This is a genomic window from Candidatus Binatota bacterium, from assembly GCA_012960245.1.
Classification (GTDB): domain Bacteria; phylum Desulfobacterota; class Binatia; order UBA1149; family UBA1149; genus UBA1149.
This window is the reverse complement of record DUBO01000032.1, coordinates 1-18,541: the sequence shown is the minus strand read 5'-3', so window position 1 is coordinate 18,541 and position 18,541 is coordinate 1. Positions and strand designations below refer to the sequence as shown.

The following is an 18,541-nucleotide window of genomic DNA, read 5'->3' as shown; positions in this document are numbered from 1 at the left end:
TACAAACCCCGCCGGTGCAGACATCACTGGTGGTCGCCGGGTTGCCGTCGTCGCAGGCCGCGCCGTTGCCAGCGATCGGATCGCTGCAGGATCCCGTCCCCGGGTCACAGGAGCCAGCTACATGACACTGGTCGCTGGCCGTGCAGGTCACCGCCCCGCAAAGATCCGTGCCGCCGCAAACCCCGCCTACGCACTCGTCACCCGTCGTAACGGGATCGCCGTCGTCGCAGACTGTACCGTTGGAACTGGCCGGATCGCCACACGCACCCGTCGTCGCGTTGCAGGTACCGGCGTCGTGGCATTGATCGCTGGCCGTGCAGGTAACGCCCGCGCAGAGATCTACCCCGCCGCAAACCCCGCCTGTACACACATCACTGGTGGTCGCCGGGTCGCCGTCGTTGCAGAGCGTGCCATTGCCGGCGATCGGATCGCTGCAAAGGCCAGTTGCCTGGTCGCAAGCGCCAACGTCGTGACACTGGTCGCTGGCCGTGCAGGTCACCGCCGCGCAGAGATCTACCCCGCTGCAGACCCCGCCAGTGCACACATCACTGGTGGTGGCCGGGGTGCCGTCGTCGCAGACCGTGCCGTTGCCCGCGATAGGATCGCTGCAGGTGCCCGTCGACGGAGCACAAGTGCCAACGTCGTGGCACTGGTCACTGGCCGAGCAGACAACAGGGTTTGAGCCCTCGCACACACCGGCCTGGCAGCTGTCGCTCTGCGTGCAGGCATCGCCGTCATCGCAGGCGGTGCCGTTACCCGCCGCCGGGTCGCTGCAGACACCGGTACCCGGGTCACAGCTGCCAACGTCGTGGCACTGGTCACTGGCCGAGCAGACAACAGGGTTTGAGCCCTCGCACACACCGGCCTGACAGCTATCGCTCTGCGTGCAGGCATCGCCGTCATCGCAGGCGATGCCGTTACCCGCCGCCGGGTCGCTGCAGACACCGGTACCCGGGTCACAGCTGCCCACGTCGTGGCACTGGTCACTGGCCGTGCAGACAACAGGGTTTGAGCCCTCGCACACGCCGGCCTGGCAGCTGTCGCTCTGCGTGCACTCGTCACCGTCCGCGCAGGCATTGCCTTGGTTGGCGGCCACGGCTTCACACGCGTTGCTGCTCTCGTTGCAGCTGCCGGAATTGCACTGATCACCCGCGCCCGAGCAGTCAGTCAAGCTACCGCCGCCGCAGGCACCGGCCGTACAGTTCTCGCCCGTGGTGCAGAAAGCACCGTCGTCGCAGACATTGCCTTCGTTGGCCACCACAGCTTCGCAGGAGTTGCTGCTCTCATTGCAGCTGCCGGTATTGCACTGATCACCCGCGCCCGAGCAGTCCCTGGCTCCACCGCCGCCGCAGGCACCGGCCGTACAGGTCTCGCCCGTGGTACAGAAGGCTCCGTCGGCGCAGGCATTGCCTTCGTTGGCGACCACGGCTTCGCAGGCATTGCTGGTCTCGTTACAGCTACCGGTATTGCACTGATTGCCCGCCCCCGAGCAGTCGGTCAAGCTACCGCCGCCGCAGACACCGGCCGTACAGGTCTCGCCGGTGGTGCAGAAAGCACCGTCGTCACAAGAGCCCGACTCGAAGGTACAGGTCGCCGAGCAACAGTCTCCGGGGTCAGTATTGCTGTCGTCGCACTGTTCGCCCACCTCGAGCAGGCCGTTGCCGCATACCGCGGCAATCGTAATCGTATTATCCAGGTCAACAAACGCAAGGGTGTTCCCATCAGTATCGCCAATGACCGAGGGAACCAGGTCTACCGTGCTGCTGCTACCGGCAACGGCCCCGGCAAGCACCTCGAACTGGACATGGGCCACGCTCACCACTCCGGTTGGGGACGTAAGACTCGAGAACTGAAATCCGCTCAGGGTCGCACTGCAAGCGCCCAGGTTCTGCACCGGAGCAGCCGTAAACTCGGCCGTATTACCTCCCGATACCGGGGGCACTATCGTCAACAACGCAGCGTCACAGCTTATATCTATTCCGTAGTTACCCAGCGGCAGGCTGGTCTCTATCAGTAGCTCACCCGTGATTATCTGTCCTGGCACCGGGTCGCCCGCCGGAAATGAAATGCTCACCACGGCTGGCGGCGGTGGAATCGTGCCACTGCACGTGCCCGCGGTGCACACGTCGTTGGAGGTTGCCGGATCCCCGTCGTCACAACCGCCACCCTCGTTTGAAGCTACACCCTCGCAGGAGTTGCTCGTCTCGTTGCAGTTGCCGGTGTTGCACTGGTCGCTCGAGCCCGAGCAGTCGGTGGCCGTGCCACCGTCGCAGGCGCCCGCCGTGCAGGTTTCATCCGTGGTACAGAAAGCCGCGTCGTCGCAGGTCGTACCATTGGCAACAGGCGCGGCCTCGCAGGCGTTGCTCGTTTCGTTGCAGCTGCCGGTGTTGCACTGGTCAGCCGAGCCCGAGCAGTCGGTGGCCGCGCCACCTCCGCACACTCCGCTGCTGCAGGTCTCACCCGCGTTGCAGAACTGGCCGTCGTTGCAGCTTGTTCCATCGGCCGCGTTAGGATTACTGCAAACACCCGTTCCCGGGTCGCAGGTACCGGTTGTGTGGCACTGGTCGCTGGCCGTGCACACTACGGGGTTCGAGCCGGTGCACGTTCCCGCCTGGCAGGTGTCGGTCGTGCTGCACAGGTCACCGTCGTCGCACCCCGTGCCGTTGGCCACGGGCGGGTCGGAGCAGAGGCCCGTGCCCGGATCGCAAGTACCCACGCCGTGGCACTGGTCACTGGCGCTGCAGGTCACACCCGCGCAGAGGTTGGCCGTTCCCGCGCACACGCCACCGGTGCAGACATCGCCACCAGTGGCGGGATCTCCGTCATCGCACAGCGTGCCGTCAGGCGAACCCGCATTGCCACAGAAATTCTCCCGCCCGGCACACAGGTCCACAGAACCCGTGCTTCCGCCGCCGCCGTTTACGCAGAGGTTGTCCCAGGTATTTGTGCAGCAGAACGAGTCCAGTGCGCAGATAGTGGCTTCGCAGACCGGATCATTACATCCCGCGCCGTGGCCGGTAGAAAAGCAGTTCGAGACTTCACAGGTATCGACCGTGCAGGACTCGCCGTCATCGCAGGCAGGAGTACTCGATACGCAGGCACCCGCCTGGCAGGTCTCACCCGTGGTGCAGGCGATACCGTCATCGCAGGCAGAGCCGTCGGCTGCTGCCGGATGGTCGCAAGTTCCCGCGCCGTCGCAGGTGTCGGTTGTGCACGCGTCGCCGTCGTCGGTGCAGGTGGAGCCGGCGGTCTCGAAAGTACAGGTCGAGGAACAGCAGTCGCCGCCGAGAGTGTTGCCGTCGTCGCATTCTTCGCCCACCTCAAGAACACCGTCGCCGCATCCGGTCGCCAGTGCCCATCCCATGTCCTGGAGAAGGGGCACGGCCAGGCCCGGGTCGAGATCGGGGCCGGTGTGAGAAGGTTCCATCAACTCGTTGGGCGTAAGTGACGTGCTGAAATGAGACACCGAAGAACCCTGTTGTGCCGGGTTGGGCGCGTACATCTCCACGTGCCCGCTGGCGTGGGCACCGGAGCTCAGTACGCCGCTGGCAGCTACTACCAGGGCACCGGTCCAGTGCAGGTTGCCGGTGTTGGTGCTGGCCGACACGCGCTGGGCGTTGGACATGGCAGGGTAGAGAAGCCCGGTTGAGTGGTCCTCGAGCTTGCTGCTGTATCCGTCGGGAAGAGCGTTAAACAGTGCACCAGTAGAAAGCGTTACAAAACTGGCAAAACCCAGGCCGTGCCCGATCTCGTGCAGGGCCACGCTGAGCAGGCTGATGGTGTTGGCGGGCTCGACGGCATCAAGACCCATGTACCACGACAAGGACTCCAGGCAGCCAGGGGTTCCCATCGACCCGTTGAACTGCATGCCGATGTCGTTGGTGGCAGCGTCGAGGTCGGCGCCGGCAAGCGAGTTGGCCAGCGCCTGGGGATACCAGGTCGAAGCGAGCGGGGCGTTAGCGAAATCCCGGTGGGCGGTTTGGGGCCCGGCTGAACCCAGTACGCCCGATGTTGCCGAGCAGCTGAGTGCCGCAAAGCTGGAGCCCACCTTTATCTCCACGGGACTACCCAGGATTCCTCCCCAGATGGACGCTGCTTTCTGGAAGACGGTCAGTGCCTGCGCGCCCTTGGTGGTCCCCCCGTTGCCGCCCACGGGAGTGGCCGCAGTGGGGTCGTTGAGACCCGTTCCGGCCGCGTCCAGGTTGATGATGGTTACGGTCGAGGCGCTGGCCACGGAAAAGGTGGCCAGCAGGAAGAAAGGAAGAATTAAAGCACAGGCTGTGCGGAGCCTTCGGGTGAACATCGGTAACCCCCTTGTCAGTTCAAAAATTCATCAATCGATCACAGCAGCTATGGTGTTTCGGCGATCGGCTATCGGGACTCGGCAGGCTGTTGGCAATCGGTGACGAGTTTGCCGTCTGGCCCCACTTCGGCTCGGAAATCCGCCCGGAAACGATCATCCAGGCGTATCATCGTGCCACCGCCTGCCACCGGGCTTGGCTCCTCGACCAGCTTGGGACTGATCGACTTCAAACTGGCGGCCACGTCAGTTTCAGATCCCGGCGGGGGCTCGTCGAGCAATTCGCCGGTGCGCGGGTCAATGTGGACCCGCAGGCCGGAGCCCCCGGTAACAGCCGCGGCAGCAGGTGCTGCATCGTCGGCCGCCGCCACCGCTGTCCCGGCCTGGTACGGGAGCGCCAGTAGCGTCAAGGCGGCAGTGATCGCTATTAAAATATTGGTGACAAAGAAGAGAGGACGTCTAACCACGGATGGCTTCATAATACCTGCTCCAAAACATTCCTATAGAGGGCAGATAACGCCATTTGGGGGGGCTTTGTCAAGCCCCACTGAGGTTTGCCATTGCCCGGCAAACCTTAGCTATGGCAGTGTAGGGACGGTTCAGAAGGAGCGCTGGCTGCACTTTTATATTTCTAAGTAAAAGGTTTATTTTTTTCACCACAGACACATACGCAACCTGGATCCCTAGCGGGTGCGGCCGGGTTCCGTCGGGGACAGCAGCCACCAGCCCCACAGGGAGGCGAATGCCAGGTCCGCGCAGGCCACCAGCACCAGTCCTCCCGGACCCCGGTCCGCCAGCCAGAGCAGCAGGGCGATTACGAACACCATGGTCTTGGCTATTGCGGCTAACCCGACCAGCGGTCGGTCTATTTCCGGCTGCGTGGCCAGCCAGGCGTAAGCCAGGCCGAACAGGGCGATCATTGTTGCCAGCAAGGCGGAGTACACCAGGGGCGGCGAGGGGGGCATTCCCACCAGCCTCCCCAGCGCAGAGGAGGGAAGCAACACCATGTAAGCCGCCAGCAGGTTGAACGGGGCACTGGCCCACAGCGTGTATCTTACGGCCTGGATCATGTTCGGGAAGGTTCTCTCATGGGTGGTTTGTAGATCCGAACTTTGCAAGCGTAGATTACCGAACTCGCAAGCAGTTCATACGCCGCGTAATGCTACTGGGGCGCGCGGGGGGCTTCTTATTGATTCGCTGGCTTTAACGCCGGTGCCGCCAGTTGCCCAACAGTTGGGCAGTAACTGACAAACCATCGGGCAGCCCGGTCAGCGGTTCGGCCAGAACGCTTGTATTAGCTTGGCCCGGGGGTTGGCCCGAATATTGCTGCACTGTGTCAACGGGTGGAGTGTTGTTTTGCCGACTTCGCTGGTCGAACTCTCAGGGGGCTAGGGAACGGAGCGGACTCGCAGGCGGCCAGGGTACTGGAAATTACAGCACATTCTATCCGTTCTGGTGGAATCGAACGTAATGCTTCAGGTGATGGTGGTGACTGACAGCGAGACACATATGCAGAGGCTGTCCCAGAGTGTGGTCAGTTCGGGTTACGCGCTGGCTGATTGTGCTCTGAGCAGTGGTGACTGGAGTGGGCTTGTTCGGGAAATTGAGCCGGATGTCCTGCTTGTAAACGCGCCGTTTCTTGACCGTAAGCTTGTCGAGCAGGTCGCCAGGATAGGCGAGGGGCGGGCTCTGCCTGTGGCCATGTTCACGGACAATTCGGATCGTGGGCTGATGGTCGATTCTTTGAAGGCGGGCGTTACCGCCTACGTGGTCAAGGGCATGGATACCAGCAGGGTACCAGCTGTACTGGATCTCGCGGTTGCTCGTTTCAAGGAACTGCAGGTACTGCGACGGGAGCTGGCCGAGGCCCGATCAGACCTGGCTTCCCGCAAGCTGGTCGAACGGGCAAAGGGCATCGTCATGGAGCAGCGACAGTGCACCGAGGACGAGGCCCACCGAATGCTTCAAAAGACGGCCATGGATCATAAGAAGCGGCTGGTAGAGGTCGCCAGGGAAGTGATTCTTATCGCCGAGCTACTTACGACGGCTTGATAGCGCCGTCTGTGCCCAACGCTGCGGTGCTCAACGGAGAGTACCCGCATGTGCCCGGGACGATCCCGGCAAGTACATCTCAATTGCCAAGGCCAACGGTGGCTTAAAGGACAGGACGATGGTGTCCAGCAGGCCGGGTTAAGCCCGGCCCGCGATCTGGCAGGGACGTTTGTCGCGGATTCCTGGAGGACCGTAATGATTATTGAAGGAAAGGCCACGCGCATCGAACCATTGAACTTCAAGACACCGCAGATGCGGGTGTTTCACATGGCGTGGCTCGCTTTTTTCTTGTGCTTCTTCGGCTGGTTCGGGCTGGCACCGATGCTCGTGATAATACGCGAAGACCTGGGCCTGACCACCGACCAGATAGTGACCACCAACATGCTGGCGGTGGCCAGTGCTGTCATCATGCGCGTCTTCATCGGCTGGTGCTGCGACCGTGTAGGTCCGCGGCTGACTTACACCTGGCTGATGGTCCTGGGTTCTATCCCGGTGATGTCAGTCGGACTGGCGTCGAGCTACGAGACCTTTCTCCTCATGCGCGTGGCGATCGGCGCTCTCGGCGCATCGTTTGTCATTACCCAGTACCACACCTCGGTTATGTTCGCCCCCAACTGTGTGGGTACAGCGAGCGCGGTGACTGCCGGGTTGGGTAATTCAGGGGCGGGTGCGACCTACTTGCTCATGCCTCTTCTCTTCGCGGTCACGTTGACGGCAGTCGGTTCGGAGGCCCTGGCCTGGCGCTTGGTGATGATAGTGCCCGGGGTCGCGTTGGCGATCACCGGGGTAGCATATTACCTGCTGACCACGGACGCGCCCGAGGGCAATTTCTCCGAGCTACGCGCGCAGGCGATCGCCGACGGAAAAAAGCCCCACGCGCAGTCTTCCTTCCTCGCTGTCTGCTCTGACTACAGGGTGTGGGCGTTGTTCGCGATCTACGGACTGTGTTTCGGTGTCGAACTGCTGATCGATTCGCAGATCGCCCTTTACCTGGTCGATGACTTTGAGATGAACCTCGCGATGGCCGGTCTAGTCGGTGGCCTGTTCGGCGCTATGGGCATCTTCGCGAGGCCGCTGGGTGGAATGGTTGCAGATCGCTTCGGCGCCCGCCAGGGCCTCCGCGGCCGCGTGTTCTGGCTTTTTATTATTCTCTTCTGCGAGGGCGTCGCGTTGATGCTGTTCAGTCGCATGACTGGTCCGGTACCGGTGGTTCTTTGCCTGGCAGGCGTGGGCCTGTTTGTCCATGCCTGCTGCGGTGCCACCTACGCCATCGTACCGTTCGTCAAACCCGAGGCCAACGGTCTCGTGTCGGGCATAGTCGGCGCCGGTGGCAACGCGCTTGCTGTCGCATTGATGTTCCTGTTCAAGCCCCAGCTCAGTGGCCTGGCATGGTCCGACGCCTTCCTGCTGACAGGGACAATAGTCGCCGCGGGTTCGTTCCTGGTCCTCACGGTTTCCTTCAGCCCTGAAACCGAGCGGCGGGTACGCAGGGAAATGGCGCAAAGGCTGGGCCACGCTGGGGTAGAGCCCCTGCCGGCTAGGGCCTGAGCAAAGAGTGCGGCGATGAGGACTGGCAACACTGGATCAGAAAGCAGCTCGCCGGGCGGCAGTTTTGTCGAAAGGCTTCTCGACGAACAACAGGACCTGAGCGCGGTCGAGCGCTTTGCACAGCGGAACGATGACCACCAATCGGCCTCCCGGGCAGAGCACTACCGTGATCTCATACCGCTCACAGAGCCCACGCAAGGGGAGCAGTACGCGTTCGACGTCAACCTGGACGCGTGCACGGGCTGCAAGGCCTGCGTTACGGCTTGTCACAACTTGAACGGCCTCGATGACGATGAAGTCTGGCGTGACGTTGGTCTTATTCACGGCGGCACGCTCGAAGATCCGGTGCTGCAGACCATCACCACTGCTTGCCATCACTGTCTTGAGCCCGCGTGCATGAAGGGTTGCCCCGCCGGTGCCTACGAGAAAGATACGATTACCGGGATCGTCATGCATCTCGACGATAAGTGCATAGGTTGCCAGTACTGCTTGCTCACATGTCCCTACGACGTGCCCAAGTACAACAAGTCCCGCGGCATCGTTCGCAAGTGCGACATGTGCACCGATCGCCTGGCGCTAGGCGAGGCTCCTGCCTGCGTCCAAGCCTGTCCCAGCGAAGCGATTCGCATAACCACGGTAAAGATCGAAGAGACACTGGAGGACGCGGAGGCCAACTTCTTTCTGCCGGGCGCTCCAGACCCTGCTCTTACCCTGCCGACTACTCGCTACCGCACCGAACGCGCTTTCCCCCGTAACACGCTGCCAGCTGACTACTTCGAGGTCTCGGCTGAGCACGCGCACGGTCCACTGGTAGTCATGCTCGTACTGACGCAGATGTCGGTAGGCGCATTCCTGGTGGGGACACTGCTTCGGACGCTGGTAAGCGTCCCCGTGCTCGAAGCGATCAGGCCTTTTCATTCTATAAGCGCGGCCGTGCTGGGTGCCGTTGCCCTGGGCGCGAGCGTGTTTCATCTCGGCAAACCACAGCGGGCTTACAGGGCCCTGGTAGGTTTGCGTAGCTCTTGGTTGAGCCGTGAAATAGCGGCGTTTGGATTGTTCGCGGCCAGCGCCGGGGCGTTCGCCCTGTACCCCTGGGTGCTAAGGTTAACGGCTATCGACTGGTCGTGGCAGGAACGAATTCTGGAGACCATAGTGGTCGCCAGCGGCCTTGCCGGTGTCCTCTGCTCGGTAATGGTCTATCACGTCACCCGGCGCGAATTGTGGAGAGGATTTCCCACGGCGATCAGGTTTTTCGCCACGACGCTCCTGCTGGGCATGGCTACAGCGCTGATCACGTCGGTATTGACGGCCAGCCTGGCGGGCAGTCTCGAGGTGGGGCGGGTCATGACGGCCATGGGCTATGACCTGTGTCGCGCGATAGCGGTTGTGACAGTCTGCAAGTTGCTCTTCGAACTGCTGGTTCTGCGTCATCTCACCGACCAACGACAAACACTGGGCCGACGTACGGCAACACTGTTGGTGGGGGCACTGGGGCCGGTTACCCTCAAGCGCTTCGTCTTCGGGTTACTCGGCGGAGTGGTGGTGCCGGTAGTGATCCTGGCGCAGGGGCTACTGGGCGGAGGCGAGCAGGCGGGCGCGATGTTCACCGTTTCGCTGGCCTGTTTTTCGCTGGTGCTCATCCTCAGCGGAGAACTGATGGAACGGTATCTTTTTTTCCGGGCCGTGGTTTCGCGACGAATGCCCAGGGGCGTGGTGTGATGTCGGTGAGGGTGGTGTGCGGTTTCTGTTCCGTGGGCTGTGGACTCGACGTTCATATGCACGACGGTGAAGCTACGGGCATCGTCCCGGCGATAGACTATCCCGTCAACAAGGGGGCCGCTTGCCCCAAGGGTTGGGAGTCCCTGCGCGTTCTCGATTCCGAGCACCGCGCGACTCGGCCCTTGATGCGGGGTCGATCGGGGGAGCTGGAGCCCACCGACTGGCCCACGGCGGCGCAGGCCTTCACCCGGCGCTTCAAGCGGATACAGGAAGAGCACGGCGAGGATTCGGTGGCGTTTCTCAGCACCGGGCAGATGGTAACCGAGGAGATGGCCCTGCTCGGGGCCTTTGCCCGGTTTGGAATGGGCCTGGTGCACGGCGACGGCAATACCCGGCAGTGTATGGCTACCTCTGTCGTCGCCTACAAGCAGGCCTTCGGTTTCGACGCGCCGCCCTATACCTACGGTGACCTCGAAGAGTCTGACGTCATCGTGATGGTGGGGGCCAACCCCTGCATAGCGCACCCGGTGCTGTGGGAACGGGTGCTGAAAAACCCACACGATCCCAGGGTCGTTGTCATTGATCCCCGCAAGACCGAGACCGCAATGGTGGCCACCACGCACCTGGCCATCAAGCCTAAATCTGATCTCGTCCTGATGTACGGCCTGGCCCGGATCCTCGTGAAAGAGGGGTGGGTCGATAGCAGCTACATCGAACAACACGCCAGTGGGTTTGAGGAGATGGTGGCCCACGTCGAGGAGTTTGTCCCCGAACGTGTCGCCGCGGATAGCGGTATCTCGGTCAAGGCTCTCATGGACCTCGCGCGCACTATCCACGAAGGCAAAAGGGTGTCGTTCTGGTGGACGATGGGTGTCAACCAGAGCTACGAAGGGGTGGCCGTCGCCACGGCGATCATCAACCTGGCCTTGATGACCGGCAACATCGGCCGCGTGGGCACTGGTGCCAATTCGCTCACCGGCCAGTGCAACGCCATGGGGTCACGCCTGTTCAGCAACACGACGAGCATGTTTGGTGGGCGGGATTTCTCCAACGCCGAGCATCGTCGCGAAGTCGGAGAGGTCCTCGGGATTGATGCGGCGCGTATCTCTGCTCGACAAAGCTTGTCCTACGATCAAATCGTGGAGGGTATAGCGGGCGGCAGGATAAAAGGCCTATGGGTTATCGGGACGAATCCGGCCCACTCGTGGATCAACCAGAACGGCCTGGCCGAGATTCTCGAAAGACTGGATTTCTTCGTTGTCCAGGACATGTACCACGACACCACCACTGCGCGCCACGCCGACCTGCTATTGCCGGCGGCGGGGTGGGGTGAAAAAGAAGGCACGTTCATAAACTCGGAGCGGCGCATAGGCCTCGTGAAAAAGGTCGCACGCGCCCCGGGTCTCGCGCTCTCTGACTTCAGTATTTTCAAACTGCTGGCCGACTACTGGGGCTGCGCCGAGATATTCGAGAAATGGGAGTCTCCCGAGGCGGTGTTCAGTCTACTGTCGGATCTTTCACGTGGCCGGCCATGCGACTTCTCGGCTATCGAAGGCTACCGGGAGTTGGACCAACGAGGTGGAATCCAGTGGCCACTGACCCCGGCCGACGGCAAAACCGAGGTTTTGAAAAGTGAGCGCCGGCTGTTCGAGGACGGGAGTTTTTTTCACCCCGATGGCCGGGCGCGATTCCGAGTAAGCAAACCGCGTTCGATGCCCGAGAAACCCGACAAGGGCTATCCGCTTCTTCTGCTCACGGGGCGCGGCAGTGCCGCGCAGTGGCATACCCAGACACGTACCAGGATTTCCGCCATCTTGCGTCGCCTTTACCCCGCCGGTGCCTACCTGGAGGTCAATCCCGTTGATGCTCGCGCGCACGGAATTGAGCACGCCAGGATGATTCGAGTCGAGTCGCGACGCGGCATTATGAGAGCCAAGGCGTTCGTCACCCGTTCGGTCAAGCCCGGCCAGGTCTTTGCGCCGATGCACTACGAGGAGACCAATCGCTTGACCGATGCGGTGTTCGATCCGGAGTCGAGGCAGCCGTCATACAAGGCCTGCGCTGTGCGTATACGCCCGGTGGATTACTGGGAGGAGGAGCCGCGAGGGTGAGCGGCGAGCGCACCGGGGTCGGGCAAACGAGGGACATGAAGAATAGTAGCAAAATTGATACGCGCCAGACGGTAGTGGTGGTGGGCAACGGCATGGTCGGCCATCGCTTCTGCGAGAAGCTCATCGAATCAGACAAGGCCGGCAAGTACCGCGTGGTCACGTTCTGCGAGGAAGCCAGGGCGGCCTATGATCGCGTGGGGCTTACCCAGTTCTTCGCGCATCGCGACGCCGAAAAGCTGATGCTGGCCAACCGGGACTGGTACCGCGAAAATGGCATCGAACTGCACATAGGCGATTGCGTCGAAAGCATAGACCGGCGCCGCAAGGTAGTCCGCTCCCGGAAAGGTGAGGAGATCACTTACGACATCGTCGTAGCGGCGACAGGTTCTTATCCCTTCGTGCCACCGGTGCCGGGGATAGGGAAGACCGGGGTCTTTGTCTACCGCACTATCGAGGACCTTGAACAGATTATTTCTTACGCTGGCAAATCACGGGTGGCAGCCGTTATCGGGGGCGGGTTGCTGGGCCTCGAAGCAGCAAAGGCAGCGTACGACCTCGGCATGCAGACCCACGTGGTGGAGTTTGCCCCACGCCTCATGCCACGACAGATCGATGCCCTTGGCTCTGAGGTCCTGGTCAACGAACTGGAAAAACTCGGCGTGCAAGTGCACCTGGCCAAGGGGACAAAAGAGGTCGTCGGCGATTCCAAGGTCGCGGGTCTTCTATTTGAAGACGGCGAGGGACTCGATTGCGAGATGATCATAGTATCGGCTGGCATTCGCCCGCGCGACGAACTCGCTCGCGAGTGCGGGCTCGACGTCGGTGAGCGTGGAGGGGTAGTGGTTGACGACCAGCTGCGCACCTCGGATCCGGATATATACGCGATTGGCGAGGTGGCGTTGCACCGGGGGATGGTCTACGGGCTGGTCGCGCCGGGGTACGAGATGGCAGAGGTCGTGGCCACCAACCTGGCAATGGATGGGGAGGGTGTCCCGCGTAGTTTTACCGGAGCCGACCTCTCGACCAAGCTCAAGCTGATGGGGGTCGATGTCGCGTGCTTTGGCGATCACGAGGCCGGCCCCGACGAGGCGCTGCCGGTGGTTCACCACGATCCATTCAGCGGCGTTTATCGTAAGCTCCTTTTCGACCACGAAGGGAAACGATTGCTGGGTGGTGTTCTTGTAGGGGACGCGTCTGATTACGGTGCGCTTTCCGTGCAGTGCCGTGGTGGGCAACCCCTCGCTGTCGAGCCCGGCGTGCTCGTGGCCGGTTCGCGTGCAGGCAAGGCGTCGGCCGCCGCCGTCGGGATCACCGACATGCCCGACGACGCCCAGGTCTGCTCGTGCAACGCGGTGACCAGGGGGACCATCTGCAACGCGATACGTGAACAGGAACTTTCCACGGTGGGAGAGATCAAGTCGCTTACCCGCGCGGGGTCCGGCTGCGGGGGCTGTGTACCACTGGTCACCGAGCTACTGGCAGCCGAGATGGCAGCGGCAGGCAAGCAGCTCAGCACCGACATCTGCGAGCATTTCAGATACACGCGACAGGAGCTGTACGCGATCTGCAAGACCAAAGGTATCAGGTCCTTTACCGCCCTGGTCGCGGACTACGGTAGCGGAGAGGGCTGTGAGATCTGCAAGCCCGTGGTCGCGTCTATCATCGCCAGCCTTTGGAACGAGCACATACTTGACCACGCGGCCCTTCAGGACAGCAACGATCGTTTCCTGGCCAACATCCAGAAAAACGGGCTCTACTCTATCGTTCCCCGAGTGCCGGGCGGTGAAATTACCCCTGGAAAACTTATCGCGCTGGGTAGCGTGGCGAAGAAATACGGTCTGTACACAAAGATCACCGGTGGCCAGCGTATCGACCTTTTCGGTGCACCCGTACACCAGTTGCCCGATATCTGGGAGGAGTTGATCGATGCAGGATTCGAAAGCGGGCACGCTTACGGAAAGGCGCTGCGCACCGTCAAGAGCTGCGTCGGTACCAGCTGGTGTCGATACGGGATGCGCGATTCCGTGGGCTTCGCGGTCAGCATCGAGAAGCGTTACCGGGGGTTGCGAGCTCCTCACAAGATAAAGTCGGCCGTATCGGGTTGTGTGCGTGAGTGTGCCGAAGCACAAGGCAAGGACTTCGGGCTGATCGCTACCGAGCAGGGCTATAGCCTCTACGTTTGCGGCAACGGTGGTTCCAACCCTCGTCACGCCGACCTGCTTGCAACTGATCTCGATGAGGAAACCTGCATCAGGTACATCGACCGTTTTCTGATGTACTACATCCAGACCGCTGACAAGCTGACCCGTACCTCGGTATGGCTGGAGAAACTCGAGGGGGGGATAGAAGCGCTTCGCGAGGTGGTCATCGACGACAAGCTTGGGATTGGCGATGAACTCGAGCAACAGATGCAGTCGTTGGTAGATGGCTACGAGTGCGAGTGGAAGCGGGTTGTCGAGGACCCGGACAAGCGCAAGATGTTCAAGCAATTCGTTAACAGCCCCAATGGCTTAACCGCTGACGCCGGTGAAAAGGCTGGGCCGGAGTCGGTGACGAAAACTGATGGCTGGGTACGAGTAGGCACGGTAGGCGATTTTCCCGACGGTGCGGGGGCCTGTATCGAGCACGGTGGAGAGCAGATCGCGGTGTTCAACTTCTCAAAAAAGGAGGGACACTGGTACGCTACCCAGAACACGTGTCCACACACCAACGCACCCGTTCTGGCCCGCGGCATTATCGGCGACGTGGCGGGCGAGCCCAAGGTCGCTTGTCCTTTGCACAAGAAAAATTTCTCGCTCAAATCGGGGCAGTGCCTGGGCGAGGAGTCTCCAGGTCTGCGTATCTTCCCCGTCAAGATCGAGAGCGGGGAGGTTTTTGTCAGCTTGTCGGGCGGCAAATACCCAGGTTCGAAGGGATGCAGCGTAGTCAACCGGGCTGGCAGCGTTGCCGGGGATTTGGATAGCGACGGCCCGCCAGCGATACTGAACTCTCCGCCGGTGTTGGCCGGCGGGAGGGGGGACACCCGACATGGCAAGCATCAAGGACCGCATCATTCGCGCCGCGAAGCTGGACGTTAATCTCTACGAAGAGGTCGAGGCTGACCAGGAGGCCACCGGCCAGGCCACCGGCGTGGTCGTGGCGGCAGCGCTGGCCGCGGGCATAGGCGCCGGCGGTGGACAGGGCCTGGTGTTTGCCACCCTGGGTGCACTGGCTTCCTGGTACATCTGGGCCTACATGGCGTATTTTATCGGGACCCGGCTACTGCCCGAGCCGCAGACTTCGGCCGACCACGGTGAGCTGTTGCGCACCACGGGTTTCGCGGCGGCGCCGGGCATCATCCGCGTGCTGGGTGTTATACCGGCAGTGCGCGAGTTGGTCTTCCTCGTAGCTGGAGTGTGGATGCTGGTAGCGATGATCATCGCGGTGAGGCAAGCACTGGATTACACCAGCACCTGGCGAGCGGTGGCCGTGTGCATGGTGGGCTGGATTGTGCAGGCGCTTATTCTCGTTGTGCTGATGTCGCTGGGCGGCTGACCAGCGGCATCAGCAGAATTCGGCGCTGGCTTACTCGTTCGTCCAGGCGAGCACGTCTTCGGCCTCGAGCTCGACCGTGTCAGCCAGGCATCCGCCGAAGATAGCAATGGCCGTGCTGCCGTCGCAGTCGCCTGGGAAGGCCGCCGTGCGATCTACCCCGAGGCATTTTTTCTGCAGCCCCGACAAGAGCTTGGTCCGCGCCTGGGCCACCTTGTTCTTGGGGTCGGCGAACAGGCACTCGGTCAGCTGCAAGGCGCTGCCGATAGAGTTCAACAGCTCGGCGGTATCCTTGTCGCCCGCCGAGAGGCCGCTCTTGGCGCACTTGCCAAAAGTCTTCACCCGCGCGCCGAGCATCTTGTCGTAGCCCTTGTAAACGGCCGCCTGGCACTTGGCCGCGTCCTTGTCGTCAGAGGCGCGCACAATCGCGTCGTCGATGCCGCCACCGCCGTCGGTGCCGAAAACAGCGTGCAGCAACTGGTCTGTTCCCGTCCCGGCAGCGCTCGACACCGCGGCCGCGCCTGGATCGGCAAAGCGGGCACCGGTGGCGCAGGACTTGGTCACCAGTTTATCGGCCTTGGCGTCGGCCTTGAGGGCAAAGCCCGCAGCGTCGGCTGCAATGCAGGCGTCGGCGTCGGCCGCCTTGCCCTTGGAGGTGTCCTTTATGCACTTGCCGATGAGCTTGCCTCGCGCCTTGGTGGCAATCCCCGATGCCTTGGCGTGCGCGTTGATGCAGCGCTGCCCGTCCTTGTCCTCCGGCACGGGCAACAGTGCCTCGTCCTCGGCGAGCAGGAAGCCGTCGGTTGCCAGTTGCGCGCCAGCCGCTTCGAGGGCCGCCGCGAAGTCGGTCTTGCTCGCGTAAAGTGCGTTGAGAGTGGCCGCGTCCAGCTCCACGTAGCTTCCGGCCAGCACGCAGAACAGGCTCCCCAGCTGGGAAAACAGGGGGTCGACCGCCGGGTTGAGAGTGTTGTGCGGCGAAAAGTAGGAGTGCAGGGGGTGGTCCATCTGCGGCATCCTTATGCCGCCGGTGGCGTTGCCGTAGGCGTCGCGGGTGAGTACTCCCCCCGCTTCGTCGATTAACGAGCCGCTGGGCGGTACGCTGCCCAGGCGCACCTGGTCTTCCATGTTCTGCCACATCGAGTTGTAGATGTACGAGCCCAGCACCGGGCCGTCGGCCAGGGTGTTGAGCAGGCTCGCGCAGGTTTCTTCCAGCTGCAGTGGCCCGCCGGGAATGTCTTCGGGGATGACCTCGATGCGGCGGTGAACGGTTACGTGCGAAGTGCCCGCCAACTCGTAGTACCGAAAATCACCCGAGTCGGTCTGCCTGGCCAGGGTGAAGGCCTCGGGGCAGGTGCCGCCCGGGCACTCGCCGTCGTTGCTGCAGGCGTTGCCGTCATTGCTGCCGCCGTCGCAGGTGCGCGAGGCGTTGGTGAGCATGAAGCTGACGTCGGTCTCGGTCAGCGCGCGGTAAACCGGCACGTCGAGGTCGGTTGCAACCAGGCGGTCATCACCCGTCAATGATGGCGTGCAGTCGGGGTAGGCCGGTGAGCCGGACGCACCACAGATCGGGCCGTAGTTAATGCGTCGCGCGGTGCCGGCCGCCTGCACGAAGTACCCGTCGTTGATCGTCGGCTCGTGAAAAGCGCTGGCGTAGGTGACCATCGAGCCGCCCTGCTGCGATTGCCCGGCGTGGAATACTCGCTGCACCGGGTAGTCGGGGTTGAGTGGGTTATCAGCCTCACCGCTTCTGAGCAGGTTGGCCAGCTGGCTCAGCATCTCGAAGGCCTGGCCGTTCTCACTCATGTACAGCGACGAGTAACGGGTGCCGCAGGTCTCTGGAAAGATACTTATGCCGAGCAACGGGCAGCTGTTGCCGAGAAAGTCGATGATGTTGGTGGCGTTGGTAACGCCCACGTAGATCCAACCCGCCCGCGTAAAAAACTCGGCCGAGGCATCCCACACCGGGGCGGTGTCGAAACCGGCGGTAGAGTTCAGCCATTCTATTATCACCGTGCCGTTGAAGTCGGCCGGGTCGGCAGGCTTGCGAACGGTGAAGCGCGTCTTATAGGGAACGTCGGCGTCCTCCACGATGATCTCGCCTCTCACCGGCGGGTCGTTGTAGGTGTAGACCGTGGCCGCGCCTTCCATGAAGTACTCGTTCTCCACGTAGGTGTCGGGCGCGATGCGGCTGATGTAGCGCAGCGGGGTCTCCGACTGGTGTATGGCGCCGTCGGCGTCCACTGGTTCGGTGATGGTGACGGCCCCGAAAGGGTCGGCCCAGGCTGAGCCAGCGACCAGTAATACGGTTATCGCGGTGATGATTGTTTTGCGCATGATATAACTCCTGTCCACCGCGATTGTTAGGCCCCGTGCGCACCCTTGTCCAGTCTGAGAGGTAACAAGCTGCGCAGGCAGTCAGGACAGGAGGCCGGGGCAGGCGGCCGGGCTCGACGGCGGCGCGAAGGGTGGAGGAAAGGACAGCGCAGGGGTTACCCCCCCGGCCGGGGGTGAGCCGGGCGGCTGCGTCAAGAGAGCGGGCGTGCTAAGAACGCTGCTGGGCTGGGCCCGCTGAGGGCGCCCGGAGGATTCGATGATCGAAGCTGCAGTAGAAAAATGGTTGCAACTAGTACACGGCGAGGTCGATGACGCGGATGCTTTTCTCGATGAGCTGCTGGCCGACGACGTGGTCTTCTATTCGCCGGTGGTATTCTCCGCGCAGAAGGGCAAGGCCATCACCAAGCTTTATCTCGGCGCGGCGGGCTCGGTTTTCGGCGGCGATAAACCGGCCGGCGCTGGCGCCGGTAACGGTTCGAAGAAGAGCGGCGGTTTCGTTTACCTGAAAAAAGTTTTCTCGGGCAAGCAGGCGATGCTGGAGTTTGAAACCGAGATGGGGGGCAAGTACGTCAACGGCGTTGACATGATCCAGTGCAACGGCGAGGGAAAGATCGTGGCGGTCAACATGGTGCACGCAAAGATGGGCGAGATGCTCAAGGCGATGCAGGAAGGCAGCAAGGAGGGGCAAGGGCATGGCGACACAGCTTGAGCAGAACAGCGAGGCCGCTACGCGCGTAGTGCACGGGGCCGACGTGCCCTGGGTGTGGATGGGTTTTGAGAACAGTGGCATAGAGATGAAGCTGCTTCGGCGCGGCCGCGAAGACGGTGTCTACACCTTCATTAACCGTTTCGCGCCCGGCTTCATGGCGCCGCGTCATTTGCACCTGGGTGAAGTGCACGCGTGGACAATGGAGGGCTGCTGGTGCTATCTCGAGTACGATTGGAA

General features: G+C 62.1%; 12 protein-coding genes. 8 read left to right on the top strand and 4 right to left on the bottom strand.

Annotated elements, in window-relative coordinates; translation table 11 throughout:
- From EYQ35_05490 to EYQ35_05480, 3 genes are all read right to left on the bottom strand, one after another.
- Positions 1-4,303: hypothetical protein (locus EYQ35_05490; GenBank protein ID HIF63590.1), on the bottom strand; the 4,303-nt coding region annotated here is incomplete at its 3' end.
- 68 nt (positions 4,304-4,371) lie between these two features.
- On the bottom strand, positions 4,372-4,767 hold the full coding sequence (locus tag EYQ35_05485) for a hypothetical protein (protein ID HIF63589.1): 396 nt from the start codon (positions 4,765-4,767) through the stop codon (positions 4,372-4,374).
- Between the two features lie 216 nt (positions 4,768-4,983).
- Positions 4,984-5,370, bottom strand: coding sequence for a hypothetical protein (locus EYQ35_05480; GenBank protein ID HIF63588.1), 387 nt, complete (start codon positions 5,368-5,370; stop codon positions 4,984-4,986).
- A 385-nt stretch (positions 5,371-5,755) separates the two neighbouring features.
- Here EYQ35_05480 and EYQ35_05475 point away from each other — a divergent pair, with 385 nt between their 5' ends.
- From EYQ35_05475 to EYQ35_05450, 6 genes are all read left to right on the top strand, one after another.
- Positions 5,756-6,352, top strand: coding sequence for an ANTAR domain-containing protein (locus EYQ35_05475; protein HIF63587.1), 597 nt, complete (start codon positions 5,756-5,758; stop codon positions 6,350-6,352).
- Between the two features lie 195 nt (positions 6,353-6,547).
- Positions 6,548-7,900, top strand: a complete 1,353-nt coding sequence (locus EYQ35_05470) for an MFS transporter (protein ID HIF63586.1) — start codon at positions 6,548-6,550, stop codon at positions 7,898-7,900.
- 15 nt (positions 7,901-7,915) lie between these two features.
- Positions 7,916-9,619 (top strand): molybdopterin oxidoreductase, encoded by a 1,704-nt coding sequence (locus EYQ35_05465; GenBank protein ID HIF63585.1) that lies wholly within the window; start codon positions 7,916-7,918, stop codon positions 9,617-9,619.
- Complete coding sequence (locus tag EYQ35_05460; protein HIF63584.1) at positions 9,619-11,730, top strand: nitrate reductase; 2,112 nt, start codon at positions 9,619-9,621, stop codon at positions 11,728-11,730. Before EYQ35_05465 ends, EYQ35_05460 begins: the two co-directional genes overlap by 1 nt.
- A 35-nt stretch (positions 11,731-11,765) precedes the next feature.
- On the top strand, positions 11,766-14,807 hold the full coding sequence (gene nirD / locus EYQ35_05455; GenBank protein HIF63583.1) for a nitrite reductase small subunit NirD: 3,042 nt from the start codon (positions 11,766-11,768) through the stop codon (positions 14,805-14,807).
- Positions 14,758-15,264 (top strand): hypothetical protein, encoded by a 507-nt coding sequence (locus EYQ35_05450; protein HIF63582.1) that lies wholly within the window; start codon positions 14,758-14,760, stop codon positions 15,262-15,264. Before nirD ends, EYQ35_05450 begins: the two co-directional genes overlap by 50 nt.
- Before the next feature lie 30 nt (positions 15,265-15,294).
- On the opposite strand, the gene EYQ35_05445 is transcribed toward EYQ35_05450, so the two are convergent.
- Positions 15,295-17,595: a hypothetical protein gene (locus EYQ35_05445; GenBank protein ID HIF63581.1), complete on the bottom strand. Its 2,301-nt coding sequence runs from the start codon at positions 17,593-17,595 to the stop codon at positions 15,295-15,297.
- Positions 17,596-17,851: 256 nt separating this feature from the next.
- Between EYQ35_05445 and EYQ35_05440 the strand changes: the two genes are divergently transcribed.
- Together EYQ35_05440 and EYQ35_05435 are read left to right on the top strand one after the other, a co-directional pair.
- The gene (locus EYQ35_05440) at positions 17,852-18,304 is read left to right on the top strand and encodes a nuclear transport factor 2 family protein (GenBank protein HIF63580.1); all 453 of its coding nucleotides are present in this window, start codon (positions 17,852-17,854) and stop codon (positions 18,302-18,304) included.
- Positions 18,288-18,541, top strand: a 254-nt coding sequence (locus EYQ35_05435) for a hypothetical protein (GenBank protein ID HIF63579.1), incomplete at its 3' end; no start/stop codon positions are given. The genes EYQ35_05440 and EYQ35_05435, both read left to right, overlap by 17 nt.

What these genes read in the sequence shown, in the direction of transcription:
- EYQ35_05480 (HIF63588.1), bottom strand. Translation starts at nt 5,370, where the DNA reads ATGATCCAGGCCGTAAGATACACGCTGTGGGCCAGTGCCCCGTTCAAC.
- EYQ35_05470 (HIF63586.1), top strand. Translation starts at nt 6,548, where the DNA reads ATGATTATTGAAGGAAAGGCCACGCGCATCGAACCATTGAACTTCAAG.
- EYQ35_05465 (HIF63585.1), top strand. Translation starts at nt 7,916, where the DNA reads ATGAGGACTGGCAACACTGGATCAGAAAGCAGCTCGCCGGGCGGCAGT.
- EYQ35_05460 (HIF63584.1), top strand. Translation starts at nt 9,619, where the DNA reads ATGTCGGTGAGGGTGGTGTGCGGTTTCTGTTCCGTGGGCTGTGGACTC.
- nirD (HIF63583.1), top strand. Translation starts at nt 11,766, where the DNA reads ATGAAGAATAGTAGCAAAATTGATACGCGCCAGACGGTAGTGGTGGTG.
- EYQ35_05450 (HIF63582.1), top strand. Translation starts at nt 14,758, where the DNA reads ATGGCAAGCATCAAGGACCGCATCATTCGCGCCGCGAAGCTGGACGTT.
- EYQ35_05445 (HIF63581.1), bottom strand. Translation starts at nt 17,595, where the DNA reads ATGCGCAAAACAATCATCACCGCGATAACCGTATTACTGGTCGCTGGC.
- EYQ35_05440 (HIF63580.1), top strand. Translation starts at nt 17,852, where the DNA reads ATGATCGAAGCTGCAGTAGAAAAATGGTTGCAACTAGTACACGGCGAG.